Raw genomic sequence first — 25,692 nt, forward strand, 5'->3', positions numbered from 1 at the left:
TCGGGTGCTTTGTCTCTTTGGCTCATTGATGGTGTTCAGTTTTCACTTTCGAACTTGTTGCGCAGGACGATGGCGATGGAGTTCATCGCGAGGAGGACCGCCAGGAGGACGACGACGCCCGCCGGGACGGCCTTCGTGTAGAAGTCCTCGCTGGCGAACAGGCTGGACCACGCGTACACCTGCAGGGGCATCGCGCTCACCTTCGAGGAGAGCTCCGTCGGCAGGTTGAAAAGCACGTTCGGCGCGCCGATCATGATGAGCGGCGCGGTCTCGCCGATGGCCCGGCCGAGCGCGAGGATGGTCCCGGTCAGGATGCCGGGGAACGCCTCCGGGAGGACGACGTTCTTCACGGTCTGCCAGCGCGTCGCGCCCATCCCGTATGACGCCTGCCGCATGTCGCCGGGCACGGCCCGGATCGCCTCGCGCGAGGAGATGATGACGATGGGCAGGATGAGGAGCGCGAGCGTCGCGCCGCCGATGAGGACCGTCCCCGTCGGCTGGCCGAGATAGGTGACGAACACGCCGAGTCCGAGCAGCCCGTAGACGACCGAGGGGACGCCGGCGAGGTTCGAGATGTTCACGTCGATGAATCGGGTGAAGGCGTTGTCGGGGGCGTACTCTTCGAGGTACACCGCCGCGCCGACGCCGAGCGGGAACGAGAGGGCGGCGACCGTCGCCATCAGCAGGATGGAGCCGCCGATGGCCGGATAGAGGCCGGCGTTCTCCGCGGTCCCGCTGTGGGCGCTCGTGAGGAACTGCCAGTCGACCCACGACTGCGGGCCGGCGAAGCCGAGCGCGTCGACCGCGACCGCGCCGACGAGCGAGCCGCCGATGACGGCGGCCGCGAGCAGGAGGCCGATTCGCTCCTGTTCACGGGTGACCGCCGCGCCGCCGGCGTAGGCCACCGTGGGAACGAACGCGACCGACGTGACGACGGCGGCGGCGTTGGCGTCGACGCCGAGCATCGGGCCGACGACGGCCGCGAGACCGGTCAAGACGACCGTTGACGCGCCCGCCGCGAGTCCCGCGGTGGTGTTCTCACGGATGCGGGCGACGTACTGGCCGACGACGACTGCGGCCGCGCCGCCGAGGACGAGCGTCAGAATCATCCAGTCGGCGGGGACCACGGGGAGTTGCCGGACGATTTCGGGGATACTGTGGAAGTAGCCCGGGACGCCGACGAGCGAGAGAACGAACGCGGCGCCGGTCGCGGCGACGCGGAGGGTGAAGGGAATCTGCTGTTCGTACTTCGTCAGGACGACGACGAGCGCCGCCGGGACGAGGAGGCCGACGACGTACGAGAGGCCGGTCAGCGGCGGGATGATGTCGACGAAGACGATGGCGACGCCACCGCTGAACATCAGGAACACGGCGAGCATCCCGACGACCATGCCGCCGAGTTTGAGCGCCGGCACGTTGCGCCGGGCGAGGTAGCCGCCGACGACCGTCGTGGGGACGACGAGCGTCAGGAAGAAGGTGAGATGCCAGCCGAGGTCGGCGGTGAGCGGGCGAATCGCGTCGTTGGCGACGTAGACGAGGAGGACGGCGAGGGTGACGATGCCGAACATCGTCGCGGCCAACAGCAGGTACCGGAAGACCGTCCCGGTGGTTCGGCTGACCTGTCCGAAGCTGTCGATGTAGCCGGAGTCGGTGTCGGTCGCCATTTCAGTATGCCTCCCGGTAGCGCCGCGAGACGTAGTCGCTGATGACGTTCATGATGAGCGTGATGACGAAGAGCACGAGGCCGATTGCGAACAGACTGCGGTAGGCCAGCCCGCCACCGGTGATGTCACCGGTGAGAAGCTGGACCATCGCGGCGGTCATGGGCAGCGCGCCTTCGAGATACGACGCGGGGTTCAGCGGATTGAGGAACTTCGCCTGCGCGCCCGCGGCGACGGTGACGGCCATCGTCTCGCCGATGGCGCGCGAGAGCGCGAGGATGAAAGAGGAGAAGATACCGGAGAGCGCGGCGGGGACGACGATGCCGGTCGACACGTCGAACTTCGTCGCGCCCATGCCGTAGCCCGCCTGTCGGAGTTCGTCGGGGACGGCGGACATCGCGTCCTCGCTGATGGAGGCGACCATCGGGATGATCATGATGCCGACGACGATGCTCGCAGAGAGCATGTTGAACGTCCCGATGCTGGGGAAGACGACTTCCAGCGCCGGCGTGATGTAGATGAGCGCGAAGAAGCCGTAGACGACGGTCGGGACGCCAGCGAGGATTTCCAGCGCGGGTTTGAGAATCGAGCGCGCCTGTGCGCTCGCGTACTCGCTGAGGTAGATGGCGGTGGCGACGCCGAGCGGGAGCGCGATGACAGCCGACCCGATCGTGACCATCAGCGTCGCCGACACGAGCGCCAGCACGCCGAACTCTTGGCTGTGTATCTGCCACGTGGTTCCGGTGAGGAAGTCGACGATGGACGCCGTCTCCCCCGCGACTCCCATCAGCGGGGCTGTCAGCGTGAAGAACTTGGACGCCTCCGTGATGAGAAGGCCGACGATACTGAGGGTCGTCACGACGGACAACGCCGCGCACAGGAAGAAGAACGACCGCGTCAGTAGCTCACGCGGCGAATTCTCCGTGTTCCGCGTGAGGTCGGTTTCGAGGTCATCTGTGCTCATTGGTTGGATTGAATCGTGGTATATGAAAAAGCGCTTCGTTAGCTGATTCTGTCGGGAGAGCGGCTAGTTGGCTTCCTCGATGGCCGCGTTGAGCGTGTCGAGCATCTCCTGTTGCTCGTCCTCGCTGAGCGGGACGTAGCCGACCTCTTCGGCGACGATTTCGCGGCTGGTGGCGTTGTCAATCCAGTAGCGAGCGAACTCGGCGACGTGGTTCTCCGCGAGCGACTCGCGGGCGGGGTAGGTGAAAAGCGGGCGGGAAAGCGGGTTGTACTCGCCGGACAGGGCCGTGTCGAGCGACGGTTCGACGAATTCGCCGGCGTCGTTCTCGATGGCGACCGCCTGCACGGCGTCGGTGTTCTCACTGTAGTACGCGAAGCCGAGGTAGCCGATGGCGTACTCGGAGCCCTGAACGCCCTGGATGATGGTGCGGTCCTGCTCGGTCGCGGAGTAGTCCTGGCGGTGGCCCGGACCCTCCTCGCCGAGGATGGCCTCGATGAAGTAGTCGTACGTACCGGAGGCGTCGGTGGGACCGTAAATCTCGATTTCCTCGTCGGGCCACTCGGAATTGACGTCGGACCACGTCGTCGGCGTCGACTCGGCCGAGAAGATGGTCCGGAGCTGTTCGACGGTGAGGCCCTCGCCGATGAAGTCGTTGTCGTTGTTGACGATGACCGTCAGCGCGTCGGTGGCGACCTTGAGTTCGACGGGGGTCACGTCGTTGTCCTCACACTGCGTCTCTTCTTCGCCCTTGATGGGGCGGGAGGCGTTGTTGAAGTCGGTCTGACCCGTACAGAAGTAGTTCGCGAAGCCGCCACCGGAACCGGTGGACTGGAGGTTGATGTTGACCTCGGAGTGCTCGGTCTGGAAGCGCTCACCCATCGCGGTTGCGAGCGGGAACACCGTCGAGGAGCCGGCGATGTCGATGGTTCCCGAGAGCTCGTTGCTCCCGTCGCCCGACGAATCCTCACCCTCGGAGTCGCCGCCGGAGCCACCGTTGTCGGTGTTGTTCTCCGTACACCCGGCGAGTCCAGCGAGACCGGCCGCGCCCGAGGCAATCAGGAACTTACGCCGCGAAAGACCACTGTCCGAGTTACGCGTCATCGATTTTGACGAGCCGATTTTGTCGTAAATACCCTGCTATGACGACTATATAGTGGTACGTTCCGGTATATCCACAACGATTGATAACGTGTGACAAGAACGGGCCAAAATCGACGAAAGCAGCCGATTGTTCCATTCGCGGCCGTCTCGTGCGCGGTCTTTCCCCAACGTGTCAGGAAACGCGGGACGCACGGCCGACTGGGACGGCGCAAAACAACTACTGAGTGGGCGGTGTTTCGAGCCCGAATCGGCACGAGTCACGTTCGTCCGCGCCCATCACATAAAATATGGCTTCAATATATAGAGATAGACAGTTTTATTGTGTATTGAGAACCACCCACGGACATGGTCGAAACCCGAAAGGTGCAGGTGACGGGTGGTTCCACCTACACCGTCTCGATTCCCAAAGACTGGGCGACGGACAACGGCGTCTCGGCGGGGAGCGAAGTCGAGTTCTATCCGGAGGGCGACTCGCTGTTCTTGACGCCCCGCTCGGAAGAAGAACGCACTGAGGGAACCCTCGACATCGCGACCCTCGAAGGCGACGAACTCACGCGCGCCGTCATGACGATGTACGTGAGCGGGTTCGACATCATCGCGCTGGAGAGTTCGCGCATCACGACCGACCAGCGGCGGACCATCCGCGAGGCGACCCAGAGCCTCGTCGGTCTCGAAGTGCTCGAAGAGACGCGCGACCGGGTCGTCATCCGCGATCTGCTCGACTCCTCCGAGCTATCCATCCACAACGCGGTCACCCGGATGCGACTCATCTCGCTTTCGATGCTCGAAGACGCTATCGCGGCTATCGCCGAGCAGGACGACGACATGGCCCGCGACGTCATCCAGCGTGACGACGACGTCGACCGCCTCTGGATGGTCGTCTCCCGCATCTTCCGCGCGACGCTCCGGACCCCGAAGGCCGCCGAGGAACTCGGTCTGCCCCGCGAAATCTGCTTCGACTACCAGTCCGCCGCCCGGCAACTGGAGCGCATCGGCGACCACGCGACCAAAATCGCCCACCTCTCGTTGAACTTCGAGGAGCCGGTCGACGACGAAATCGTCGAGGCGATTCAGGAGCTGTTCGAGGAGGCGAAGGCCGTCGTCAACGGCGGCATGGACGCGCTGTTCGCCGAGGAGAGCGACGAGGCGAGCCGCCTCGCCAACGAGTCCCGCGAAGCCGTCCAGGCCATCGACACCAGCGCCCGCGGCATCGACGAGCTCCTCCGCGGCCTCGACCCGGCCCGCGCGCAACTGCTCGGCCTCATCGTCGACTCCGTCTCCCGGAGCGCCGACTACGGCGGCAACATCGCCGAGACGGCGCTTCAGAAGGCCGCGCCGACGCCCTGACCGGTCAGCCTACTCGCTGACAGCGGCTCGTCGCACGGTTCGATTCAGTATCGTCCAGTCTCGTTTTCGACTTCGACCGTACCACGTCCGCGAGCGACGGCCGCGGGGCTCACCGGCGTAAAACAGTCAGACCGCGCCGAAACGGCGACGCGGGGAGAGAAACTTACTCCTCGTCGACGACGACGGCGTTGACCTGCCCGTCCTGACCGGGGCGGGAGGTGACGCGGGCGCGGCCGGCGCTCGTCTCGATGATGGAGCCCTTCGTGATGATGTTCCGGCGGGCGTAGTTGACGTTCGACGGGTTGTCGACGACGCCTTCGATGTCGGCCTGCGTCACGTCGGCACCGTCGGCGACCTGCGCGACGTTCGTCGAGAGGGCGCGGAGCTTCTCGTTGTTCCCGCGGGAGTCGATGATCTGGAACCGGGGCTCGCCGACCGTCGTGGCGGCGGGTTCGCGGCCCAGCTGGTAGCGCTTCTTGTTTCGGGACGGCTTGCGCCGACCGCCGGTCCGCTTCCGCTTGGAGCGTCCTTGGTCCTTCATACGGGGTAAAAACCTCGGTGACTACTTGAATCGCTCGAATCGGTGCTCCGCGGAGGCGGGTGCCACCACGCCTCTCGGGCGCGATAGCAACGCAAACCGTTTAGTTCGCCCGCGCCCGCCGTCGAACCGATGAGTCTCGACGTTACCGTCGCCGTCCCCTTCCGGCAACACGGCTCGACCCGCCTCGGCGAGGGCGAGTTCGTCGTCGCCCTGTCGCTCGACCGCGACTGGTTCTCCCCGGACCAGGCGAAGCGCCTCATCGACCTCGCGGCGGGCCGCGGCCTCGTCGAACGCGACGACGGCGAGGTCGTCGCGACGTTCGACCCCGCCGGCGTACAGATTCCCGAGGAGTTCGAACCCGACGCCTCCGTCCTCCGCGAGCAGTCGGCGTTCGAGCAGATTCTCGACGCCTGCGTCGCCGCCGGCATCGAAAAACAGGCCGCCGTCGCCGGCATCAACGAGCGACAGTCCCGCCTCGGCGTCACCGCCGAGGCCGCCGCGGTCCTCTTCGCGCGCGCGAACGACGTGAACGTAGACGACGCGGCCGAGAAAGCAAAGCGGTCGCTGGCCGAGTAGCGTCCTCCCGCCTTTTCCCTTCGCCCCTCTGCTCGCCAGCGAAGCGACACCCCGAAACCGTCCGGGCGCGAACGTCCGGCATGGTCGTCGATTCGCTCTCCGACGGGACACGCATCGCTCAACTGCTCGCCTCGGAGGTCACGGGCCACGAGGACGCCTTTTCTGTTCTCTCCATCGTCGATTCCAACCCCGACGTGGAACCGACCGACGACGGCGCGCTCGCCTACGCCGTCGCCGCCGACGGCGAACGCGTCGCCGAGGTGTACGTCCAACCGGACCGCGCCCGCGTCGAGTTCATCGCCCACCCCGACGTGACCGCCGAGGCCGCGTCCGAGGAGGGGCTTCGCGTGCGCCCGAAGGCGGTCCGCCCGCCGCGGACGCTCGTGTTCGTCGAGGACGGCGCGCAGGTGAAGTGGACGCTCCCGGCGTTCCGCGCGCTGGTCGCGGCGCTCGAAGCCGGAGACCGAGACCGAGACGAAGAATAGACGCTCGTCGCGCGACCGACTCAGAGGTCCGCGACGAGTTCAGGAAGCGCCGTCGGCAGGTCGTCGTGGTGGATGTGGGCGACCGCCCGCGGGTCGGGGTCGTCACAGCCCTCGCCGAGCACCTGCACCGGGAGCATCCCGGCGTCGTGCGCGCCGGCGATGTCGTGGTGGACGCTGTCGCCGACGTAGACGGTCTCCTCGGGTTCGGTCCCAAGATCGTCGAGGAGGGCGCGGAACGCCCGCCCGTCCGGCTTTCCGGCGGGGAGCGCCCCGGTCACGAGGGCTGTGTCGAAGTGGTCGCGCCACCCGAGTTTGTCGATTTTCGCCTCCTGGGCCACGACCGGCCCGTTGGTGAGGAGGCCGACGCGGTAGGTCGTCCGCAGGCCGGCGAGCATCGCCTCGACGCCCTCGACGGGGACGACCGCGTCGGTGATTCGCTCTCTGTACGCCGTCGCGACGCGCTCCGGGTCGACGGGAGAGCCGTGCTCGTCGAGGAGCGTCTCGAAGATGGGCGCGCGGGTCTCGCGCGTGAGGTTCTCTTGGTGTGCCCGGAGATACGCCTCTCGGGTCAGCGGGGGCGCGCCCGCCGCCGCCGCCGCCTCCGAGAGAATCGTCTCGCGGTCCCGCGTCGGGACGGCGAGTGTGTAGTCGAGGTCGAACCCGACCGCGCTGACAGACATCGTCGGTGAAGCGTTGGCAACGGAGCGGTATGAGCGTGCCGGGACCTGTCGAGGGGGCGACCCGTCGCGCGTCGGCTTGCCGCAGGCCAGTCCAAACAACCGCCCACTGACGACGGCAACCACTATACCCGTCGGCGACGACGCCGAGATATGACCCTCGACCCCGTCCACGTGGACGACATCGCGTCCATGGCGAGTTCCATCGCTGACTCGGTCGACGACGCCGACTACGACGACCTCGCGCGGACGGTCTGGGAATCGTGGCTGGACCCCCTCGAATCGCCCGACGGAGGACTCCCAATCGTCGAGCCGCTCGGCGAACAGCGCCTCCACGCCGCCGCCATCGACGACGTCGCGCTCACGGAGTCGCCGTTTCCGACCGTCCACGGCCTCGACTCGGGGACCATCAACCCGACGACGTTCAAAAACGGGCTCGTCCTCGACGTGGCTCACGCCGCGATGGCGTCCGAGCCGTCCGACCTCGACCTCCACCGACACCGCTCTATCGTCATGGCGGCCCACACCCACGACCCGGTCCAGTTTTTCGACACGGACGAGTGGCTCCAGTCCGACGAGGGCTACGGCCGCCGGCGCGTCCTGAGCGTCCCGCGAGTCAACCGCTACGCCGAGGGCGTCGTCCACGCGCTCGCGCTTTACCTCGCCGAGAGCGCCCACGCGCTCGAACACGCCGACGCCGTCTCCGACCTGCTCATTCTCGACGGGCCGGTGTACCCGAAGGAACTCCTGAACTGGCGCGACCGCGACGCCGAACTGAAAGACCTCGCGCGCGACGCGAAGCCGAAGGCCGTCGTGGAGAACTACATCCGCCTCGTCGAGCGATTCGTCGAGCGCGACGTGCCCCTCGCCGGCTTCGTGAAGAACCCCGGCGCGAAACACGTCGTCCGCACGGTCAGAAAACAGCTCGACGGGACCGACGCCGGCAGGCGGCCGTGGGTCGACGACGCCGCCTTCTTCGTCAACCTGCTCGAACGCCGGGAGGGCCCCGACGGCGACGAGCGCCGCACCGAGGAGCTCACGTTCACGAGCTGGTTCGTCTCGCGCGGCGGGTCGGACCGCCAACTGAGCGCCGAGGGCGAGGCGTTCGGCATCGAGCGAACGCTCGACCCCGAGGCGTACACGGTGACGTTCTTCGTGCTGTACGACCCCCGAACCGACGTGTGCTACCGGGTCGAAGCGCCCTACGCGTTCACGAAGGACCCCGACCGACGCGCCGACCTGATGCACCACGTCGTCCGCGACGTGGCCGCCACGCGCGGGCCGCCGCTGGCGGTCGAGAAGGCCGACGAACTCGCGCGGGTGAGCGTCGGCGAGAAGGCCGCGCTCAGGCGGAAGCTCTCGGAGAAACTCGACTCTGACCAGATGAAGAGCTACGACAACATCCGCTGGGTCGACGCCGACGAGTAAGAGTGGCCCGACCGAAGCGCGCCCCGGCGACCGACCTCCCTCAGAGCGACGCGTCGCCCTCGGGAGAGCCCTCGTCCGCGGAGCGGTCCGCCGCATCCGGCTGTTCGTCCTCCGGCGTCCCCTCCTCTTCGGGTCTGACGACCTCGACCCGCACATCGTCGGCTGGGACGCCGACCCGCGCGAACTGCGTCCTGACGTGTTCTTTGGCCGCCGACAGCGCCTGCTCACGGGTGTCGAAGCCGCGGGGAAGCGGCGTGTCGAAGGCGACGCGAATCGTCCGCCCGTCGATTTCGGTCTCCGAGCCGCCGCTTTCGACCTCGTAGAACTCGTCGCAGACCCAGACGTAGGGCGCGTCCTCGTCCGGCGCGCCGCGGTAGGTCGGCGCTTGCTCCCCCCGTTCGAATATCGTACCGGTGAGTGCCGTGCCGCCGCCGTGACCGCGGACCAATAACATAGCCGGGCTAGGTGCGCGACACGGAAAAGTCGTACGCGACGGCCCGAGAGCGCGTCATCTGGGACCGTTCGACAGGGGAACCGCGCACCGTCGCCGACGCGTGGCTTTTTACTCGCCGCCCGCAAGCGTTGGAACATGACCGATTTGGGGGATTTCAGCGACTTCGCCGGCGACGACCCCGACGACTCGTCCGACGCGGACCGAGACGAGCCGACCGCTGACGCCACCGGAAACGGGCGCTCCGCGCGTTCCGAATCCGTCTCGGAAACTGAGAGCGCGACCGCCGCGAGTTCAGCCGACGGCGACGCCGTCGATATCGACCGCGACGGGCGCGACGACCGCGACGGCGGCGATTCGACCGATGCGACCGGCCCGACCGACGAGGCGGACGACCTGCAGTTCGACGAGTACGACGCCGAACCCGTCGGCGACGAGCGGGGCGTCGGCGCGATTGCGGTCTCGCAGGGCCTGCGCGTGTCGGAAGACCCCGAGCGGACGGCGCTTCGGGCGTTCGTGACCGCGGGAAATCGTGAGCGCGTCCGCCTCGGCAAGTACCTCATCGTCCCCTACCCGGACGACGAACTGCTGTTCTGCCGCATCGTCGGCCTGGAGTACGCCCAGGAGTTTCAGGCCGACGACGCGACTGAGATTCACGCCCGCCGGGCGATGCGCCGCCCCGCAGACGAGTTCGAGGAGCGCGATTTCAAGTTCATGGCCGAACTCGAACCCATCGCCGTCCTGTTTTCGGACCGCGGCGAACTCAAGCGCCGGATGGTCGACCGCGTGCCGAAACCGCAGGCGACGGTCGGTGAGGCCACCGACGCGACCCAGATTAAGACCGGGCTGAAGATTCCCGAGGAGGGCGTCTTCCTCGGCCACCTCTCCGTCGGCGGCGAGAAGGTTCGAACCGCGGCACGGCCGCCAACCATCGACTACCGACTGAACGACGACTACACCGACGGCGACCCGCTCGTGTTCCGCCACACGCTCGTCGCCGGCGGCACCGGGTCTGGCAAGACCCACGCCTCGAAGAACATCCTCCGGCAGTACCTCTCGGAGGAGCGGAGCTACGAGATGGACGACGGCCGTGAAGTCCAGACCGCGGTCGTCCAGTTCGACCCGCAGGACGAGTACGCCCAGATGCACGACGACAACCCGGACATGGACGAAGAGACGGCCCGGCGCTACGAGCGCGAGGGCGTCGCTCACGGCGGCCACGACGACACCGTCGCGCTCGTCCCGAAGATGGCCGGGTCGTCGTACCCCGGTACGAACCACCGCGCCGAGCAGTTAGAGTTCACCATCCCCTTCTCGATGGCGCGGGACCTCCCGTGGCTCGTCGCCGGCAGCAGCCTCAACGACAACCAGTACCCGGCGCTCACCGAACTCCTGAACCGCTTCTTCCGGAATTACGGCGACTCGGGGACGTACAAGCAGTTCCTCCAGTTCCTCGACGACCCGGCGCTGAAAGAGGAACTCCACGAGTCGGGGCGGGTCCACGAGGCGACCTTCGACGCGGTGAAACGTCGGGTCCGCGGCGTGCCGAGCGGCGTGTTCGACCAGGACGCCCGCCCGATAACCGAACTCGACCACCAGCTCGTCCGCCCCGGCGGGCTGACGGTCGTGCCGACCTACCACCTCTCGTCGAGCCGGGCGAAAGAGCTGTTCGTCCTCGCGGTGTCGGCGTTACTCATCGACGACAAGCTCTCGAACGACCCCGCGAGCGACCGCATCAAGGAGACGCCGGTCGTCCTCGGGATGGACGAGGCGCACAACTTCCTCACCGACGCCGACACCGTACAGGCGCGGAAGGTCATCCAGAAGTTCACTGAGGCGGCCAAGCAGGGCCGAAAGGAGCGACTCGGCCTGTTTCTCATCACGCAGGACCCACAGGACATCGCCGATCCGGTGTTCAAGCAGGTGAACACCAAGGTCGTGCTCAACCTCGGCGACGAGGACGCCATCAAGAGCGTCAACATCCCGCCGAACCTCGAAGACAAGGTGCCGTACATGGAGAAGGGCCAGATGGTCGTCTACTCGCCCGACAACTCCGAACCCGTCGAGCTGACGGGGCTTTCGACCTGCGTGACGCGACACGGCGACTGAGTACCCGGAACGCCCCGCGCCGTCCGTCGCAGGGACCGGGTCGCGGCTGTTCGGGGGCGCACCCGCCGGGCGGATTTTTAGCCCGCGGCCGAGTAGGCCGAAATATGGCCGAACACGTGCTCGTTCCGACCGACGGGTCGCCGCAGTCAGTCGCCGCGGTCCGCTTCGCCGCCACGGAGTGGCCGGACGCGGAACTCACGCTTTTGAACGTCATCAACCCCGCCGACGCCGACTATCGAGAACGGGCGCTCAGCGGCTCCGAAGAGTGGTTTCAAGCGGAGAAACGGAAGGCGAGAGAGACGTTCGCCGAGGTGAAAGCCGAGGTGGGGCTCGTCGACACCGACAGGACGATCACCGACCGCATCGAGGTCGGCAGCCCACAGAAAGTCATCGTCGAGGTGCTGGACGACGACGCCGATTACGACCACGTCGTGATGGGGAGCCACGGCCGAACCGGCGTCTCGCGCATCCTGCTCGGGAGCGTCGCCGAGGAGGTCCTCCGCCGGTCGCCCGTGCCGGTGACCATCGTCAGATAGGTTCGGAGCGGTTCGAGGGCGGAAGGCCCAAGCCCGGTTACACCGCCACCCCGAAGGTCTCACGAAGCGTCGCGTCTTCTCGTTGGCCGATGTCGCGAAGCGTCTCGAACGTGCGGTCGATGTCGTCGGTCGTGGTCCGGTGGCTACAGACGGAAAGTCGCAGGACCGTCCTGTCGTGTATCGACGTCGTCATGACGAACGCGACGTCGCTGAGTTGGATTTCGTCCGCGATTCGCTGGTTGAGCGCGTCGAGGTACTCGTCGACCGCTTCGCGAACGTTCGCATCGGCCGCGGCGGCCGCCCGGAGGTCCGGCGGGGCGTACTGGAACGAGTACAGGTAGAGGTTCGGTTCGTGGAGTGCGACGAAGTCGTCGGCGGCGCGGACCCTGGCGTCGAGATGCTCCGTGCACCGGACGGTCCGAGAGAGGCGCGCCCGATACCCCTCGACGCCGAGGTGTTTCAGACTCATCCAGACTTTCAGCGCCCGGAACCCCCGTGACATCTGTGGGCCGAGTTCGTAGTAATCCAGTCCCTCGTAGGGGGTCCGCTCCGTACCCTCCAAGTAGGAGGCGTGCATCGCGAACGACCGTTCCATCGCCGCCGGGTCACGCACGAGGATACACCCGCACTCGTAGGGGATGGACAGCCACTTGTGCGGGTCCAACGTGACGGAGTCCGCGCGGTCCAATCCGGCGTACTGCGGGCGCTTTTCGGGGAGAATCGCGCCGACTGCACCGCACGCACCGTCGGCGTGGAACCAGATATCGCGTTCGGCACAGACGTCCGCAATCGCCTCCAGCGGGTCGATTGCACCGACGTTTATCGACCCGACCTGTGCGACGACGCAGAACGGCACGTCGCCGTTGGCCTCGTCACGGTCGAGTTGGTCGACGAGGGCGTCGACATCCATCGTGAAGTCGTCGTGACTCGGGACGAGTCGAACCGCCTCCGCGCCGAGGCCGATGATTTCCGCGACTCGGAAGACAGACGAGTGGCCCTCGTGGTCGGCCATGTAGATGGTGAACTGGCCGGGACGGTCGTCGGATTGGAGGCCACGGGATTTTGTATCGTACCCCGCCGTCGAACGGAGAGCGGTGAGGATCCCCGTCAGATTCGCCATCGTGCCACCGCTCGTGAACATCCCCCCGCAGTCGGTTGGATAGCCAATCATCTCGGCGACCCACTCGATAGTCTGTCGTTCGATTTCGGTCGCCGCCGGCGCGGGTTTCCACCCGCCGACGTTCATGTTGACCGAGGCGGCGAGCGCGTCTGCGAGAACGCCCATCGTCGTCCCAGAGCCCATGACGTACCCGAAGTACCGCGGCGACCCCACGTGCGTCGAGTTCGGGAGAATCCGCTCCGGCCACTCGTCTAGAATCTCGTGTGGACGCTGCCCGGTCTCCGGTAGCGGTTCGTCGAACATCGCCTCGATAACTGATTGCGGTTTGGCCGGGAAGACCGGCAGTTCGTCCACCTGTTCGAAGTACTCCGCGATGATGTCGACCGTCCGATATCCGAGGTCACGAAACTCGTCGGGGTCGAAGTCGGCTGGGTGGGAGTCTACTGCGGTCACCATGCTAGATAAACGCTGCCATTCGAGATAGCGTTATCTCGTGGTGTCGCATCGGCCGCCCCAGTAACACGAGTGTAACCTAGTGAAAGCGGTGGTACGAGTGCTGCGAACACACCGGAATCGGCCGATTCACCCGGATTGCAACGCCCTATTTCCGTGCCGCCCCTCGCGGGAACCGATGGAATTCACGGAAGTCGCGACGACCCGTCGCTCGGTCCACGACTACGCCGACGAGTCGCTTGACGACGGGACCCTCCAGACGATATTCGAAAACGCCGTGCAGGCCCCGTCGAGCTACAACCTCCAGCCGTGGGAGTTCGTCGTGCTGCGGGAAGACGAGACACAGCAGGCGCTCCGCGAGGCGGCCTACGACCAGGAACACGTCACCGGTGCCGCCGCGTCCGTCATCGTACTTGGCAACAAAGACCCCGAGGCCCACGCCGAGACCGTCACCGACGACATGCTGGAGAAGGGCTACCTGCCGAACGAGGAGGTCCGCGACGGCATCCTCGAGAACATCGCCGGCATGGCCGACCTCCCCGAACAGGAGCGCCGCGTCTGGACCGTTCGCTCGACGTCGCTCGTCGCCATGTCGCTCATGTACGCCGCGTGGGACGAGGGCGTGGCCACCTGTCCCATCGGTGGCTTCGACGCCGACGCCGTTCTCGACGCGTTCGACATCGACGGCGAGCAATACGAGCCCGTGATGCTCCTGACGATGGGCATCCCCGCCGACGACGCCGGCGAGTTGCAGGCGGAGCGCAAGTACCGCCGCCCCGTCGACGAGGTCGTCCACTTCGAGGGCTTCGAGTCCGAACAGTCGGCCGAACCGGCGCCCGCCGACGACTGAGACGGCCGTAACTGACGAATCGCGTTTAGCCCTCTCACGGGAACGATACAGTCGGACACAGACCCTCCGTGAGCCGCGCGGCGAAACGCGGGCTCAGAAAATATTCGCCTGCTGGTAGACGCTGATGCCCTCGTTCGTGAGTTCGTAGGGCTTGGTCTCGCGGGAGTGGTTGGCGTCGCGTATCTTCTGAATCTCGATTGCGAGCCGCGTCTCGCGGAAGTCGTCGTTTCGGACGTACTGGAGAACGAACACGGCGTCGGAGAGGTACTCGACGATACCGTGTCTGGAGACGTAGGGGTTGGACTGGTCCGCCTCGGAGGTGAGCATCGTCGTCACGCCCGCGTCCTTCAGCGCCCGCGTGAAGTTGAACACCTCGCTGCGGCGCTTCGAGGGGTGGTCGTACATCATCTCCAAAAGCGAGACGGAGTCGAGGACGAGTCGGTCGGCACCGAACTCCTCGACCAGCCGCGGGAGGTCGTTTCGGATGCTCGACAGGCTGTTCGCCATCTCCACGGGGTCGAGGTCCACGACAGACAGTCGTCCCTCGGCCTCGTGTTTCGAGAACTCCCACCCCTTCTCGTCGGCGGTGTCGAGGATGCGCTCGCGACTCTCTTCGAGCGTAATGTAGACGCCGCTGTCGCCGTCTTCGAGCGCCTTCCGGAGGAACTGCAGGCCGAACGTCGTCTTGCCGGTCCCGGCGCTCCCGATAGTGACCATGAGCGACCGGTCAGGGACGCCGCCGAGAATCATGTCGTCGAGACCTTCGATACCGATGTCGATGCGGTCGATATCGGAATCGAACTCCTCGTCGTCGAACGCCGGCGGCTCCGACTCTCCCGGGTCGGAGCTGAATCCGAACTCGTCGCCGGACTGCTCGTCGCCGAAGCCGCCGCCCGGGTCGGGCATCGGCGCGTTCTCGAACGCCGTGGCGAAGTCGGTCGAAAAGGGGTCGTCGTCGAAGGAGTCGCCGCCGTCGAACGGGTCGCCGTTCTCGAACGACAGCGACTCTCCGCCGCTGTCCCCGGTCTCGGTGTCGTCTTCCGACGGTTCGTCCGCGGGGTCCACGACCGCATCGCTCTCGGGAGACCCGTCGGTCTCACCATCGCCGCGCTGCTCGCTTTCGTCCGGGTCCGCGTCGTCTGCGTCGGTCTCGCCGTCGTCGCGCTCGCGGAGTGCCCGCTCGAACCAGTCGTCGTCACTCACGGGAGCCACCACCGAACGACAGCGCGGCCGGCGTCCGTGCCTGCCATCACCTCAAGGTAGGCAGGCGTCGTGATGAACGTTTCCCGTGCGCGGAGCTACCGCGCGGCGTCGAGCGGAGACGGGCCGGGCGACGTGACGGTGGGCTTTTGGCCGGGGACGCCAAATCGCGGTGCATGAAGGTCGGCATCGTCGCACAGAAGGGCAACAGCCGGGCCGCGTACCTCGCCGCGGACGCGAGCGAGGCGCTCGCCGAAGTCGACGCCGAGGCGGTCGTCGACGCGGCGACCGCCGAGAAGTTGGGCGTCGAGGGCGTCCCCGTCGAGTCGCTGGACGACTGCGACCTCGTGGTGAGCATCGGCGGCGACGGAACGTTTCTCTACGCCGCCCGCGGTGCCGACGGCGTCCCAATTCTCGGCGTCAATCTCGGCGAGGTCGGCTTCCTGAACGCCGTCTCGCCCGACGACGCCATCGACGAGGTGCTGGCCGAGGTCGCCGCGTTCCGCGAGGGGAACCAATCGATTCGGGAGGTCCCCAGAATCGTCGCCAGCGGCGACGGCTGGGAGATGGACCCGTCGATGAACGAGGTCGTCGTCCACGGCCCGCGCCGGGGTCACGGCGGCGGCGCGGACTTGGAAGTCCGCGTGAACGGCTCCGTGTACTCCGGCGGCCACGCCGACGGCGTGCTCGTCACGACGCCCGCGGGGAGCTCCGCCTACAACCTCAGCGAGGGCGGGCCGCTCGTCCACCCCGGCGTCGAGGGACTCGTCATCACCGAGATGGCTGCCGACGCGGGGATGCCGCCGCTCGTCGTCCCGTTGGATGCTGCGGTGACCGTCAGCGTCACCGGCGCGCCGTCGTCGGTCGTCGTCGGCGACGGCCGGACCCGACGGACGGTGTCGCCGCCGACGGAAATTCACATCGAGCGGTCCGACTCGCCGGTCCGACTCGCCGGTCCGACCTCCGACTTCTTTGAAGCGCTCGGAAAACTCGACTGACCGCGCTGCCGCGGTCGGCTACTCCGCGAGTTCTCGTTTGCCCTCGTCGCCCGACGCCTCAGCGCGGGGGAGCGGCGTCCAGTCGATGTCGACCACGTTGTCCGCCCGCCCGCGGAGCCCTGGCCGAGAGACGACCTCGAACGTCCGGTTTTCGGTCTCGCGGGTGAAAAGCGAGTGCGCGAGGACGTTCGCCACGTCGGCGCGGGGGACGCTTCCGCAGACCGAGTCGCCGCCCTCGCCGACGACCACGTCGGCGGTCGCGGGGGCGTCGGTGAGCGCGCCGGGCCTGATAATCGTGTGGTCGAGCGGCGCGTCTCGAAGCCGATTCTCGCTTCGTTCCTTCGCCGAAAGGACGCCCGACGCGGTAAGAAGCGCGCGGAGCGACAGCGGGAGTCCGCCCTTCGAGTCGCCGACGCCGATGGAGGACATGAGAACGAACCGCTGTGCGCCGGAGGCGGTCGCGGCGTCCACGAGGTTGACGACGCCCGCGCCGTCGACGAGGTCGCCGCGGATGGTTTCGAGCCCCGCCGAGACGCCGACTGCGGAGACGACGGCGTCGGCGTCGAGAACCGCCCGCCGGGCGTCGTCGGGGTCGAGGAGGTCGCCGACGACGACCTCGTCCGCACCGCGCGCTCGGAGGTCGGATTCGGCGTCGGCGTCGCGGGTCAGCGCCCTGACGACGAGGGGAGTGTCCGCCAACGCGTCGAGGACGTGTCGGCCGGTCCGACCCGTCGCACCGGCGAGGAGGACGCGACCGCGATTGCGTGCCATACCCGCGCATGGGTGCGGGGCTCAATAACCTTCGGGAACGCGTCAAAAGTCCGGGTCGGCGTCGGCCGCCAGTCGGGAGCACAGACGGGTCGAGTCGGCGGTGAGTCGAAGAATCGGGTCGGGTGGGTCGCGCGCCGTACTGGTTCCTTACTGGCCCCAGTTGGCGACGACGCGCGGGCGCTCGCCGACCGGGAGCACGTCGATGTCCTCGTCGGCCGCGCCGCGGGCTTCGAGGGCCGCCTTCGCGGAGGCGTACGTCGAGAAGTAGCTGACCTCCTCTTCGACGCAGTCGATGAGCGTCTCGCGGTCGCGGGAGACGACGAAGTCGAAGTTGTCCTCGCGGAGCATGGTGAGGAAGTCGTCGACGTCCTCGGGCGTGAGCACCTCGTAGTACTCGCCGAAGGCGTCGAGCAGTTCCTGTCCGGCCTCGCTGTCGGCGTCGGGGAACTCGGGGTCCGCGAGGTCGACGTAGATGGTGCCGTCGGCCGGAATCGGGTCGTTAGCCGCCGACTGAGCCTTCTCGTAGGCCTTGCCGAACGAGGTCGCGGTGCCCATGACCTCGCCGGTGGACTTCATCTCCGGGCCGAGACGCGGGTCCGAACCCGGCAGGCGATCGAACGGGAGGACGACCTCCTTGACCGACACCTGCTCGGGAATCTGCTCGCTCACGTCGAGGTCGGCAAGCGAGTTGCCGGCCATGACCTTCGCCGCGAGCTTGGCGATCGGGACGCCCGTCGCCTTCGAGACGAACGGGACGGTGCGCGAGGAACGCGGGTTGGCTTCGAGGACGTACACGTCGTTCGAGCCCTCCTCGTTCTGCTTGACCGCGAGTTGGACGTTCATCAGGCCGACCGTGTCGAGGGCGCTGGCGATGTCCTCCGTGACCTCGCGGACGCGGGCCATCGTCTCGTCGTCGAGCGAGCGCGGCGGAATCATACACGCGGAGTCGCCGGAGTGGACGCCGGCGGCCTCGACGTGTTCCATCACGCCGCCGATGAGGACGTTTTCGCCGTCGGAGACGGCGTCAACGTCGAGTTCGACGCCGTCGGCGAGGAACTCGTCGATGAGGATGGGCTTGTCGGGGGAGACGCGAACGGCCTCCTCGATGTACTCCTTGAGGTCCGCGTCGGAGTGGACGATTTCCATCGCGCGACCGCCGAGGACGTACGACGGGCGAACGAGCACGGGGTAGCCGAGGTCGTTGGCGAGGTCGAGCGCCTCTTTCTCGCTGGTCGCGGAGCCGCCTTCGGGCTGGAGGATGCCGAGGTCGTCCATCAGGCGGTTGAAGCGGTCGCGGTCCTCGGCGAGGTCCATCGCGTCGATGGTCGTGCCGAGAATCTCGCAGTCGACGCCGCGGCGCTTGAGTTCCGATTCGAGCGGGTGACCGATGTTGACCGAGGTCTGCCCGCCGAACTGGAGCATGACGCCGTCGGCGTCGATGGCCTCGATGACGTCGGCGACCTCTTCTGCCGTGATGGGCTCGAAAAAGAGGCCGTCGGAGGTGTCGTAGTCGGTCGACACCGTCTCGGGGTTGTTGTTGACGACGTGCGCGTCGATGCCCATGTCGCGGAGCGCCTGCACCGCGTGGACCGAACAGTAGTCGAACTCGACGCCCTGCCCGATGCGGATGGGACCGCCGCCGACGACGACGACGCTCTCCATGTCGCGGTCGACGCGGAGTTCGTTACCCGCCGAGTCGCCCTCGAAGGGGCCGCGGAAGAACTCGGGCTTGCGCGCGGAGTAGTAGTACGGCGTCTGCGCGGCGAACTCGCCGGCGCAGGTGTCGACCTGCTTGTAGGTGCGACCGGGGACGTTCTGTTCGACCTCGCCGACGCTCGTGCCGGTCGCCGCGGCAATGCTGGCGTTGGTGTGGCCGGCGGAGGCGGCGGCGGCGAAGTCGCCGTCGGAGGCGGCCTCGACCGCCTCGACGACGCGGCCGAAGCGCTCGACGTACCACTCGTGGATGTCGGTCAGTTCGACCACGTCCTCCGTGGTGTAGCCGCGCTCGAACGCCTCGAAGATGGCGTACGGGCGGTCGGGGGTCGGCGTTTCGAGGTACTCGGCTTCGAGTTCCTCGTCGGACACCTCGTCCCAGTCGGCGGCGGGGTCGTACTCGGACGAGCGGAGCGCCTTCAACAGCGACTCCTCGAAGGTGCGACCGATGGACATCGCCTCGCCGGTGGACTTCATGGCCGTCGAGAGCTCGAAGTCCACGTCGGTGAACTTGTCCTTGGGCCACCGCGGGACCTTCGTGACCACGTAGTCGATTGCGGGTTCGAAGGCGGCGGTGGTCTCGCCGGTGATTTCGTTGGTAATCTCGTGGAGGCGCTTGCCGAGTGCGACCTTCGCCGTGACGCGGGCGATGGGATAGCCGGTCGCCTTCGAGGCGAGCGCGGACGACCGCGAGACGCGCGGGTTCACCTCGACGACGCGGTACTCGCCGCCGGGAGTGCCGTCGTCGTGCCACGCGAACTGGATGTTACAGCCGCCCTGAATGCCGAGTTCGCGGATGACTCCGAGCGCGGCGTCGCGCATCTCCTGGTGGCCCTCGTCGGGGATGACCTGCGAGGGCGTGACGACGGTGGACTCGCCGGTGTGAATCCCCATCGGGTCGATGTTCTCCATGTTGCAGATGATGATACACGAGTCGTCGGCGTCGCGCATCACCTCGTATTCGAGTTCGACCCACCCGGAGATGGACTCCGTGATGAGCACCTCGCTGTTGCGCGAGAGGCGGAGGCCCTTGCGGACGCGAGAGATGAGTTCGTCCATCTCGTGGACGACGCCGGAACCGGAGCCGCCGAGCGTGTAGGTCGTCCGCGAGATGACCGGCAGGCCGCCGACGGCGTCGACGGACGCCTCGACGCGCTCTTCGAGGGCCTCCTCGGTGATGTTCTCGACCGCCTCGCCTTCCTCCAGCGAGATGGTCGTCGATTTCGGGACGGGCTGGCCGATCTTCTCCATGCGCTGGCGGAAGAGGTCGCGGTCCTCCGTCGCGTAGATGGTGTCGAGCGGCGTGCCCATGATGTCCACGTCGAACTCCTCGAGGACGCCTTCCTCTGCGAGTTCGGCCGTGACGTTGAGTCCGGTCTGACCGCCCAGTCCGGCGATGACGCCGTCGGGGCGCTCGCGTTCGATAATCTCGGAGATGGCCTCGGTCGTGATGGGTTCGATGTAGACCTTGTCGGCCATCTCGGGGTCGGTCATGATGGTCGCGGGGTTCGAGTTGACGAGGACAACTCGCGCGCCTTCCTCTCGGAGCGCGCGGCAGGCCTGCGCGCCGGAGTAGTCGAATTCCGCCGCCTGTCCGATCTGGATTGGGCCGCTTCCGATGAGCAAAATCGTCCGGTCCTCCGTGCCTTGCTGAGGTCCGGTCGAGGTGTCCTCGTCAGTCATCGTCGGAATCCAATCCGCACATCGTAATAAGTCCGGCGAAAAATTACGAGGTCCGAAACTCGATTGCGAATTTCGAAAATGTTGCCGAACGCCGCTGTCGCGGCCGGGGAAGGCTTTTGACGGGTATCCGAGTACCGGCTACGCATGCCCGCGGTATTCACGACGCCGCCGCCGCTCGACTCCGGGAGCCGGGTCGCGGTCGTCGCGCCGTCGCGCCCCATCGACGAATCGCACTTGGACCGCGCGTGCGAGCGACTCCGCGACGTGTTCTCGCTCGACCCCGTTGTCTTCGAGTCGGCCCGCCGCGACTGGGAGTGGCTCCGGGACAACCCGGCGGCGCGCGCGGAGGACGTGATGGCGGCCTTCGAGGACCCGTCGATACGCGGCGTCATCGCCGTCACCGGCGGCGACGACCAGCTTCGAATCCTCCCGCACCTCGACCCGGCGCGGTTGACCGCGTCGCCGACGCGCTTCTTCGGCTTCAGCGACAACGACAACCTCCGGCTGTTCCTCTGGAACCACGGCGTCGTGAGCTACGGCGCGACGCTCCACCCGACGCTTACCGTGGACCCCGAACTACACCCGTACGTCGAGCGGTACCTTCGGCAAGCGTTCTTCGAGCGCTCCATCGGCGTCGTCGAACCCGCGCCGGAGTGGACCGACGACTGGTTCGACTTCGACACCGAAGAGCCGAGAGAGTGGCACGACAACCCGGGTCGGACGTGGCGGGGCGACGACCGCGTGACGGGTCGGCTCTGGGGCGGCAACTTCAGCATCCTGAAGTGGCATCTCCAGACCGGTCGCTATCTCCCCGACCCCGAGGAACTAGACGGGACAGTGCTCGCGCTCGAAACTTCGGAGGACGTGCCGCTGCCCCGAGAAGTCCGGTACACCCTGCGGGCGATGGGCGAACGCGGGCTGTTAGAACGATTCGACGGCGTCGTGGTCGGTCGCCCGCGAACGTACTCGCCCGGACTGGAGTGGGAGCCGCCGGCCGACTACGGCTCGCAGCTCCGCGCGGAGGTGCTGTCGGTCCTCGACGCGTACAATCCCGACGCGACCGCGGTGTTCGACGTGGAGTTCGGCCACGCCGATCCGACGGTGCCGCTTCCGCTCGGCGCGAAGGCGACGCTGGACCCGACGGTAGAGCGGCTTCGAATCGATTGAAAACGGGCGCTCGGTCCGCGCGCTACATGTACGGTTCGGGGTCGAGGTCGCGCTGGGCGCGGTACTGGTCGACGAACTCGCTCACGTCGAACTGGAGCATCTTCGACTCGAACTCCGAGACGACCTCGTCGTCGTCGGCGTGGCTGACGGCGTGTTCCATCAGTTCCACGACGAGTTCGACGATTATCTCGTGGAGCCGTCGAGAATCGAAATCGGTCACCCAGACGATGCCCGCGCCGAGTTCGCCGTCCTCCGAGACGTCCTCGGAGACGACGGCCTCGGGGAACTCCTCGAGGACGATGCCCATGAGGTGGGCCGTCCCGAACTCGGGCATGTCGTCGCTCGTGGTCTCGATGGTCTCCTGAAGGATTTCGACGAGGAACTCCGGGAGGAAACGGTCGGGCGGGTGAACGTCCATGACGACAGCGTGGCTGTCGCCGCACGGACAGTCGAACTCCCGTTTGCCCAAGTCGAGTTCCCGGACGCGCTTCGTCTCGCCGCAGGGGAGGTCCAAGACGGCCCCGCGGCCGCCGGGAACGCTCGGTTCAGACATACCCGTGGGTTGCGTTTCTCTCCGTTTAAACGTCGCGTTCTTCGGAATCGTCGCGAGCGAAAAACGAGTCGCGGACCGTCGGTTGCGGTCAGTCGGTCCGTCGTACTGTCGGCGAAAAACGGCGGTGAGTCGGGCGAAACCGCCCGTCGGCGTCCCCTCAGCGACGGCCCGAGACGTAGACGATGGGGCCGACGATGAGGAGCGCAATCCCGAGGAACAGGTAGTGAGCCTTGCCCAGCGACACCGGGGTCAGAAGGAAGATGAGCCCGAACACCGTGGTGTTGATACCGAGGACGTGCCGGGACTTCAGCGGCAGCGTTCCAACCGTCGACAGGATGAACACGAGCAACAGCGCCTGCCCGATGTTGTAGTCGAGCAGGAAGGTGTCTACGAGCTGAAGGGGAAGCATTCTTGTTTTCTCGGTCGGTTCGAATCGACTATCAAAGTTCCGTTATTCTCGTTGGAAACCAGCGGTCGGACCCCCCGATATTGGGGCGACCGGGCTGTCGGGGCGGTTCCCCCCGGGGTCTGAACCGCTGTCGGCACGGAGCGGCCTCCGATGGTCGGCGCGCGCTACTCGGACGGGCCGGTGATGTCGAGCGGTCGAATCCACCCGTACCAGACGACGAAGACCATGCCCGCGTAGCCGAGGACAAACACGACCATTCCGAGGTCGTTGTAGCCCGCCTCGCCGAGGAGGCGGCGCGCCACGCCCGGGATGACGATGCCGAGCGTCACGACGGCCGCGAGGAGGAGGTTCCCCCGCGATACCAACGACTGCTTCGTCTCACTCATGTGCAGGGCTCGGGACCGAGGCGACGTGAATCGTACGGTTCGGGAAGCGGCCCACGAAGGAAGTTTTCGTCGCGCCGTCGGTCTCCGCCGTCGGTGTTATCGCATCGTAATCGACCGCTTCCGAGCCCGCGGCACCGAAAACATATACGGTCCCCCGACGCACCGCGGGTATGAACCTCCGTCCCCTCCCCGAGGAGCACCGCGAGACGTACCGCGAGTTCCTCAACTACGCCTTTCGCCCCGAGAACGGCCCCGACTGGTCGGACGAGCGACTGCCCGACCCGGAGAGCTACCGCCCGCGGGGGTTCTACGACGCCCCGCCCGACGCGCCCGTCGAGGACCTCGACGCGGCCGACCTGCGGACGGTGTGTGCCTTCTACGACTTCACGGCTCGCGTCCGCGGCGAGTGGCACCCGCTCCCCGGTATCTCAGCGGTCGCGTCGCCGCCGGAGGCGCGCCGACAGGGCCACGTCGGCGCGATGCTCGACGACCTCCTCGCGGAGTTCCGCGACACCGGCCGATATCTCTCGGCGCTCTGGCCGTTCGAGTACGCCTTCTACCGCCGGTTCGGCTGGGCGACGGCGAACAACTACGCGAAGACGACGGTGCCGCCCGACGAACTCGGGGCGGTCGCCGCCGACCCGGCCGGGGAGTTCGTCCGCCTCGACGCCGACGACTGGGCCCGGGTCAAGGACGTGTACGCGACCGCGGCGACGGAAGACCTCGCGGTAGACCGAAGCGAGGGCTGGATTCGTCACCGACTGTTCCGCGGCTGGGACGGCGACCCGTTCGTCTACGGCTGGGAACGGGACGGCGACCTCCGCGGCTACGTCGTCTACGACGTGAGTGGCGACTGGGAGTCGCGGACGCTGTCCGTGGGCGAACTCGTCGCGGTCGACGCCGAGGCCCGCGCACAGCTGTTTCGGTTCCTGCGGGACCACGACTCGCAGGTCGACGAGGTCGTCCTCTCGTCGGAACACGAGTCGACCCGGCTCATCGACGGCCTGGCCGACCCGCGGGCGGCGACAGTCGAACTCAAGCCCGGCCCGATGGTCCGCATCGTGGACGTGCCGGCGGCCCTCGAAGCCGTCTCGTTCCTCGGCGACGCCGCCTGCGACCTCGTTCTCGCGGTCGACGACGACCGCTGCGACTGGAACGACGGGTCGTTCCGGGTCACCGTCGTCGACGGCGCGGCGAGCGTCGAATCAGTTGGTGGCGACATCAATCCGGACGCGACCGTCGAAATCGGGGCGCTCTCGCAACTCCTCGTCGGCGCGCGGACCGTCGAGGCGCTCGCCCGCACCGACCACCTCTCGGTCGCCGGAGAGGAGGCGGCCGACGCCCTCGCCTCGGTGTTCACGGAACGGGACCGCTACCTGCGCGAGGGGTTCTGAGCGGACGGGTCGAGCCGAAATCAGCCGACGAAGCCAGTCGGGTCGGTTTTTTCCCACCGGCCGCCGAAGTGCGGGCGTGGCATCAGTTCCGGTTCTCGTCGCGTTCACAGCCGCCGGCGCGATTCTCGCGTGGAAGGGCGGCGACATGCTCGTGCAGGCCTCGGACCGTTTGGGCGCGTACTACGGACTCCCCGCCATCGTGCAGGGAGCCATCATCGCCGCCGTGGGGTCGAGTTTCCCCGAGCTATCGAGCATCGTCATCGCGACGGTCCGGTACCAGTCGTTCGACATCGGCGTCGGCGCGGTCGTCGGGTCGGCCGTCTACAACATCCTCATCATCCCGTCGGTGTCGGCGATGGTCGGCGAGGGCGGACGGCTCGCCTCGAACCGCGACCTCGTCTACAAGGAGGCGCAGTTCTACCTGCTTTCTATCGCCGTTCTCGTGCTCACCTTCTCGCTCGCGGTCATCTACCGACCCGCCGTGGACACCGCGAGCCTCGACGGGTTCGTGAGCCCCGCGCTCGCGCTCATCCCGCTATCGCTGTACGGCCTGTACCTGTTCATGCAGTACCACGACACGCTGGAGCACCGAGCCGGACTCACCGCGGTCGTCAACGACGTGAACCCGAAACGCGAATGGGTCGCTCTCGTGGCGTCGCTCGCGGTTATCCTCGTCGGAGCCGAACTGCTCGTCCGCGCGGCGGTCGGTCTCGGCGACGCCTTCGGCACGTCGCCGTTCCTCTGGGGGCTGACGGTCGTCGCCGCCGGGACGAGCCTGCCGGACACGTTCGTCAGCGTCGCGGCCGCCCGGCAGGGCAACGCGTCGATGAGCCTCGCAAACGTCTTCGGGAGCAACGTGTTCGCGCTCCTCGTCGCGCTCCCGGTCGGCATCCTTGTCGCCGGGGGTGCGGTCATCGCCTTCGAGGAGGTCGTCCCGATGATGAGCTTCCTCACGGGCGCGTCGGTCGTCTTCTTCGCCGTCCTCCGGACCGAGATGGCGCTGACGCGCGGCGAGTCGTACCTCCTCCTCGGAACCTACGCGCTGTTCGTCGCGTGGCTGGTCGCAGAAAGCCTCGGCGTGACGAGCGTCCTCGGCTGAGAGGCCGACCGGTCGCGAGC

General features: G+C 67.1%; 24 protein-coding genes. 11 read left to right on the plus strand and 13 right to left on the minus strand.

The window, feature by feature from the left end; genetic code table 11:
• Window positions 1-35: 35 nt before the first annotated feature.
• The 3 genes from pstA to AM590_RS12040 form a co-directional block, all read right to left on the minus strand.
• Window positions 36-1,664 (minus strand): phosphate ABC transporter permease PstA, encoded by a 1,629-nt coding sequence (pstA, locus tag AM590_RS12030; protein WP_058827681.1) that lies wholly within the window; start codon window positions 1,662-1,664, stop codon window positions 36-38.
• 1 nt (window position 1,665) lies between these two features.
• Entirely contained in the window at window positions 1,666-2,625 is a 960-nt protein-coding gene (pstC, locus tag AM590_RS12035) for a phosphate ABC transporter permease subunit PstC (protein WP_042662128.1), read from the minus strand.
• A 63-nt stretch (window positions 2,626-2,688) separates the two neighbouring features.
• Window positions 2,689-3,726 carry a PstS family phosphate ABC transporter substrate-binding protein gene (locus AM590_RS12040; RefSeq protein WP_058827682.1) on the minus strand — a complete coding sequence of 346 codons (1,038 nt, stop codon included), beginning with the start codon at window positions 3,724-3,726 and terminating at the stop codon, window positions 2,689-2,691.
• Window positions 3,727-4,071: 345 nt separating this feature from the next.
• Here AM590_RS12040 and AM590_RS12045 point away from each other — a divergent pair, with 345 nt between their 5' ends.
• Window positions 4,072-5,073, plus strand: a complete 1,002-nt coding sequence (locus AM590_RS12045; RefSeq protein ID WP_042662126.1) for a phosphate uptake regulator PhoU — start codon at window positions 4,072-4,074, stop codon at window positions 5,071-5,073.
• 163 nt (window positions 5,074-5,236) lie between these two features.
• Here the strand turns inward: AM590_RS12045 and AM590_RS12050 are convergent, their stop codons facing one another.
• Window positions 5,237-5,614: a 30S ribosomal protein S8e gene (locus AM590_RS12050; RefSeq protein WP_042662125.1), complete on the minus strand. Its 378-nt coding sequence runs from the start codon at window positions 5,612-5,614 to the stop codon at window positions 5,237-5,239.
• A 129-nt stretch (window positions 5,615-5,743) separates the two neighbouring features.
• Between AM590_RS12050 and AM590_RS12055 the strand changes: the two genes are divergently transcribed.
• Together AM590_RS12055 and AM590_RS12060 are read left to right on the plus strand one after the other, a co-directional pair.
• Window positions 5,744-6,190, plus strand: coding sequence for a DUF2240 family protein (locus AM590_RS12055; RefSeq protein WP_058566799.1), 447 nt, complete (start codon window positions 5,744-5,746; stop codon window positions 6,188-6,190).
• 80 nt (window positions 6,191-6,270) lie between these two features.
• Window positions 6,271-6,675 carry a hypothetical protein gene (locus AM590_RS12060; protein ID WP_058827683.1) on the plus strand — a complete coding sequence of 135 codons (405 nt, stop codon included), beginning with the start codon at window positions 6,271-6,273 and terminating at the stop codon, window positions 6,673-6,675.
• 20 nt (window positions 6,676-6,695) lie between these two features.
• Here AM590_RS12060 and AM590_RS12065 read toward each other — a convergent pair whose 3' ends face one another.
• Window positions 6,696-7,355: an HAD family hydrolase gene (locus tag AM590_RS12065; RefSeq protein ID WP_058827684.1), complete on the minus strand. Its 660-nt coding sequence runs from the start codon at window positions 7,353-7,355 to the stop codon at window positions 6,696-6,698.
• 150 nt (window positions 7,356-7,505) lie between these two features.
• Between AM590_RS12065 and AM590_RS12070 the strand changes: the two genes are divergently transcribed.
• The gene (locus tag AM590_RS12070) at window positions 7,506-8,780 is read left to right on the plus strand and encodes a DNA double-strand break repair nuclease NurA (protein ID WP_058827685.1); all 1,275 of its coding nucleotides are present in this window, start codon (window positions 7,506-7,508) and stop codon (window positions 8,778-8,780) included.
• Window positions 8,781-8,820: 40 nt separating this feature from the next.
• On the opposite strand, the gene AM590_RS12075 is transcribed toward AM590_RS12070, so the two are convergent.
• On the minus strand, window positions 8,821-9,234 hold the full coding sequence (locus tag AM590_RS12075; protein WP_058827686.1) for a hypothetical protein: 414 nt from the start codon (window positions 9,232-9,234) through the stop codon (window positions 8,821-8,823).
• Window positions 9,235-9,369: 135 nt separating this feature from the next.
• Between AM590_RS12075 and AM590_RS12080 the strand changes: the two genes are divergently transcribed.
• Together AM590_RS12080 and AM590_RS12085 are read left to right on the plus strand one after the other, a co-directional pair.
• Window positions 9,370-11,340: an ATP-binding protein gene (locus tag AM590_RS12080; protein ID WP_058827687.1), complete on the plus strand. Its 1,971-nt coding sequence runs from the start codon at window positions 9,370-9,372 to the stop codon at window positions 11,338-11,340.
• Window positions 11,341-11,444: 104 nt separating this feature from the next.
• Window positions 11,445-11,876 carry a universal stress protein gene (locus AM590_RS12085; RefSeq protein WP_058827688.1) on the plus strand — a complete coding sequence of 144 codons (432 nt, stop codon included), beginning with the start codon at window positions 11,445-11,447 and terminating at the stop codon, window positions 11,874-11,876.
• Window positions 11,877-11,913: 37 nt separating this feature from the next.
• On the opposite strand, the gene AM590_RS12090 is transcribed toward AM590_RS12085, so the two are convergent.
• Window positions 11,914-13,452: an aspartate aminotransferase family protein gene (locus AM590_RS12090; protein WP_058827689.1), complete on the minus strand. Its 1,539-nt coding sequence runs from the start codon at window positions 13,450-13,452 to the stop codon at window positions 11,914-11,916.
• A 175-nt stretch (window positions 13,453-13,627) separates the two neighbouring features.
• Between AM590_RS12090 and AM590_RS12095 the strand changes: the two genes are divergently transcribed.
• Window positions 13,628-14,299: a nitroreductase family protein gene (locus AM590_RS12095; RefSeq protein ID WP_058827690.1), complete on the plus strand. Its 672-nt coding sequence runs from the start codon at window positions 13,628-13,630 to the stop codon at window positions 14,297-14,299.
• A gap of 93 nt (window positions 14,300-14,392) precedes the next feature.
• On the opposite strand, the gene AM590_RS12100 is transcribed toward AM590_RS12095, so the two are convergent.
• Window positions 14,393-15,502, minus strand: coding sequence for a KaiC domain-containing protein (locus tag AM590_RS12100; protein ID WP_058827691.1), 1,110 nt, complete (start codon window positions 15,500-15,502; stop codon window positions 14,393-14,395).
• Between the two features lie 173 nt (window positions 15,503-15,675).
• Here AM590_RS12100 and AM590_RS12105 point away from each other — a divergent pair, with 173 nt between their 5' ends.
• Window positions 15,676-16,497: an NAD(+)/NADH kinase gene (locus AM590_RS12105; RefSeq protein WP_058827692.1), complete on the plus strand. Its 822-nt coding sequence runs from the start codon at window positions 15,676-15,678 to the stop codon at window positions 16,495-16,497.
• An 18-nt stretch (window positions 16,498-16,515) separates the two neighbouring features.
• On the opposite strand, the gene AM590_RS12110 is transcribed toward AM590_RS12105, so the two are convergent.
• Window positions 16,516-17,268: an SDR family oxidoreductase gene (locus AM590_RS12110; RefSeq protein ID WP_058827693.1), complete on the minus strand. Its 753-nt coding sequence runs from the start codon at window positions 17,266-17,268 to the stop codon at window positions 16,516-16,518.
• 147 nt (window positions 17,269-17,415) lie between these two features.
• Window positions 17,416-20,664 (minus strand): carbamoyl-phosphate synthase large subunit, encoded by a 3,249-nt coding sequence (gene carB, locus AM590_RS12115; RefSeq protein WP_058827694.1) that lies wholly within the window; start codon window positions 20,662-20,664, stop codon window positions 17,416-17,418.
• A 144-nt stretch (window positions 20,665-20,808) separates the two neighbouring features.
• Here carB and AM590_RS12120 point away from each other — a divergent pair, with 144 nt between their 5' ends.
• Complete coding sequence (locus AM590_RS12120; protein ID WP_058827695.1) at window positions 20,809-21,831, plus strand: S66 peptidase family protein; 1,023 nt, start codon at window positions 20,809-20,811, stop codon at window positions 21,829-21,831.
• A 22-nt stretch (window positions 21,832-21,853) separates the two neighbouring features.
• Here AM590_RS12120 and AM590_RS12125 read toward each other — a convergent pair whose 3' ends face one another.
• The 3 genes from AM590_RS12125 to AM590_RS12135 form a co-directional block, all read right to left on the minus strand.
• Window positions 21,854-22,384 (minus strand): DUF5815 family protein, encoded by a 531-nt coding sequence (locus tag AM590_RS12125; protein ID WP_008095664.1) that lies wholly within the window; start codon window positions 22,382-22,384, stop codon window positions 21,854-21,856.
• Window positions 22,385-22,541: 157 nt separating this feature from the next.
• Window positions 22,542-22,793, minus strand: coding sequence for a hypothetical protein (locus tag AM590_RS12130; RefSeq protein ID WP_004975390.1), 252 nt, complete (start codon window positions 22,791-22,793; stop codon window positions 22,542-22,544).
• A gap of 164 nt (window positions 22,794-22,957) precedes the next feature.
• Window positions 22,958-23,179, minus strand: coding sequence for a hypothetical protein (locus AM590_RS12135; RefSeq protein ID WP_058827696.1), 222 nt, complete (start codon window positions 23,177-23,179; stop codon window positions 22,958-22,960).
• A 170-nt stretch (window positions 23,180-23,349) separates the two neighbouring features.
• Here AM590_RS12135 and eis point away from each other — a divergent pair, with 170 nt between their 5' ends.
• Window positions 23,350-24,573 carry an enhanced intracellular survival protein Eis gene (eis, locus tag AM590_RS12140; protein ID WP_058827697.1) on the plus strand — a complete coding sequence of 408 codons (1,224 nt, stop codon included), beginning with the start codon at window positions 23,350-23,352 and terminating at the stop codon, window positions 24,571-24,573.
• A 76-nt stretch (window positions 24,574-24,649) separates the two neighbouring features.
• A complete protein-coding gene (locus AM590_RS12145) occupies window positions 24,650-25,672 on the plus strand; it encodes a sodium:calcium antiporter (protein ID WP_058827698.1) in 1,023 nt (340 codons plus the stop codon).
• Window positions 25,673-25,692 lie beyond the last annotated feature (20 nt).

Source organism: Haloferax sp. Q22 (assembly GCF_001482285.1).
In the GTDB taxonomy this organism is placed as follows: Archaea; Halobacteriota; Halobacteria; order Halobacteriales; family Haloferacaceae; genus Haloferax.

Excerpts from the sequence above, each read along its gene's own strand:
- AM590_RS12095 (WP_058827690.1), top strand. The coding sequence starts at position 13,628 with ATGGAATTCACGGAAGTCGCGACGACCCGTCGCTCGGTCCACGACTAC.
- AM590_RS12075 (WP_058827686.1), bottom strand. The coding sequence starts at position 9,234 with ATGTTATTGGTCCGCGGTCACGGCGGCGGCACGGCACTCACCGGTACG.
- AM590_RS12105 (WP_058827692.1), top strand. The coding sequence starts at position 15,676 with ATGAAGGTCGGCATCGTCGCACAGAAGGGCAACAGCCGGGCCGCGTAC.
- AM590_RS12050 (WP_042662125.1), bottom strand. The coding sequence starts at position 5,614 with ATGAAGGACCAAGGACGCTCCAAGCGGAAGCGGACCGGCGGTCGGCGC.
- AM590_RS12085 (WP_058827688.1), top strand. The coding sequence starts at position 11,445 with ATGGCCGAACACGTGCTCGTTCCGACCGACGGGTCGCCGCAGTCAGTC.
- AM590_RS12045 (WP_042662126.1), top strand. The coding sequence starts at position 4,072 with ATGGTCGAAACCCGAAAGGTGCAGGTGACGGGTGGTTCCACCTACACC.
- AM590_RS12080 (WP_058827687.1), top strand. The coding sequence starts at position 9,370 with ATGACCGATTTGGGGGATTTCAGCGACTTCGCCGGCGACGACCCCGAC.
- AM590_RS12090 (WP_058827689.1), bottom strand. The coding sequence starts at position 13,452 with ATGGTGACCGCAGTAGACTCCCACCCAGCCGACTTCGACCCCGACGAG.
- AM590_RS12040 (WP_058827682.1), bottom strand. The coding sequence starts at position 3,726 with ATGACGCGTAACTCGGACAGTGGTCTTTCGCGGCGTAAGTTCCTGATT.
- carB (WP_058827694.1), bottom strand. The coding sequence starts at position 20,664 with ATGACTGACGAGGACACCTCGACCGGACCTCAGCAAGGCACGGAGGAC.
- AM590_RS12070 (WP_058827685.1), top strand. The coding sequence starts at position 7,506 with ATGACCCTCGACCCCGTCCACGTGGACGACATCGCGTCCATGGCGAGT.
- pstC (WP_042662128.1), bottom strand. The coding sequence starts at position 2,625 with ATGAGCACAGATGACCTCGAAACCGACCTCACGCGGAACACGGAGAAT.
- AM590_RS12120 (WP_058827695.1), top strand. The coding sequence starts at position 20,809 with ATGCCCGCGGTATTCACGACGCCGCCGCCGCTCGACTCCGGGAGCCGG.
- AM590_RS12130 (WP_004975390.1), bottom strand. The coding sequence starts at position 22,793 with ATGCTTCCCCTTCAGCTCGTAGACACCTTCCTGCTCGACTACAACATC.
- eis (WP_058827697.1), top strand. The coding sequence starts at position 23,350 with ATGAACCTCCGTCCCCTCCCCGAGGAGCACCGCGAGACGTACCGCGAG.
- AM590_RS12060 (WP_058827683.1), top strand. The coding sequence starts at position 6,271 with ATGGTCGTCGATTCGCTCTCCGACGGGACACGCATCGCTCAACTGCTC.
- AM590_RS12135 (WP_058827696.1), bottom strand. The coding sequence starts at position 23,179 with ATGAGTGAGACGAAGCAGTCGTTGGTATCGCGGGGGAACCTCCTCCTC.
- AM590_RS12065 (WP_058827684.1), bottom strand. The coding sequence starts at position 7,355 with ATGTCTGTCAGCGCGGTCGGGTTCGACCTCGACTACACACTCGCCGTC.
- AM590_RS12110 (WP_058827693.1), bottom strand. The coding sequence starts at position 17,268 with ATGGCACGCAATCGCGGTCGCGTCCTCCTCGCCGGTGCGACGGGTCGG.
- AM590_RS12125 (WP_008095664.1), bottom strand. The coding sequence starts at position 22,384 with ATGTCTGAACCGAGCGTTCCCGGCGGCCGCGGGGCCGTCTTGGACCTC.
- pstA (WP_058827681.1), bottom strand. The coding sequence starts at position 1,664 with ATGGCGACCGACACCGACTCCGGCTACATCGACAGCTTCGGACAGGTC.
- AM590_RS12055 (WP_058566799.1), top strand. The coding sequence starts at position 5,744 with ATGAGTCTCGACGTTACCGTCGCCGTCCCCTTCCGGCAACACGGCTCG.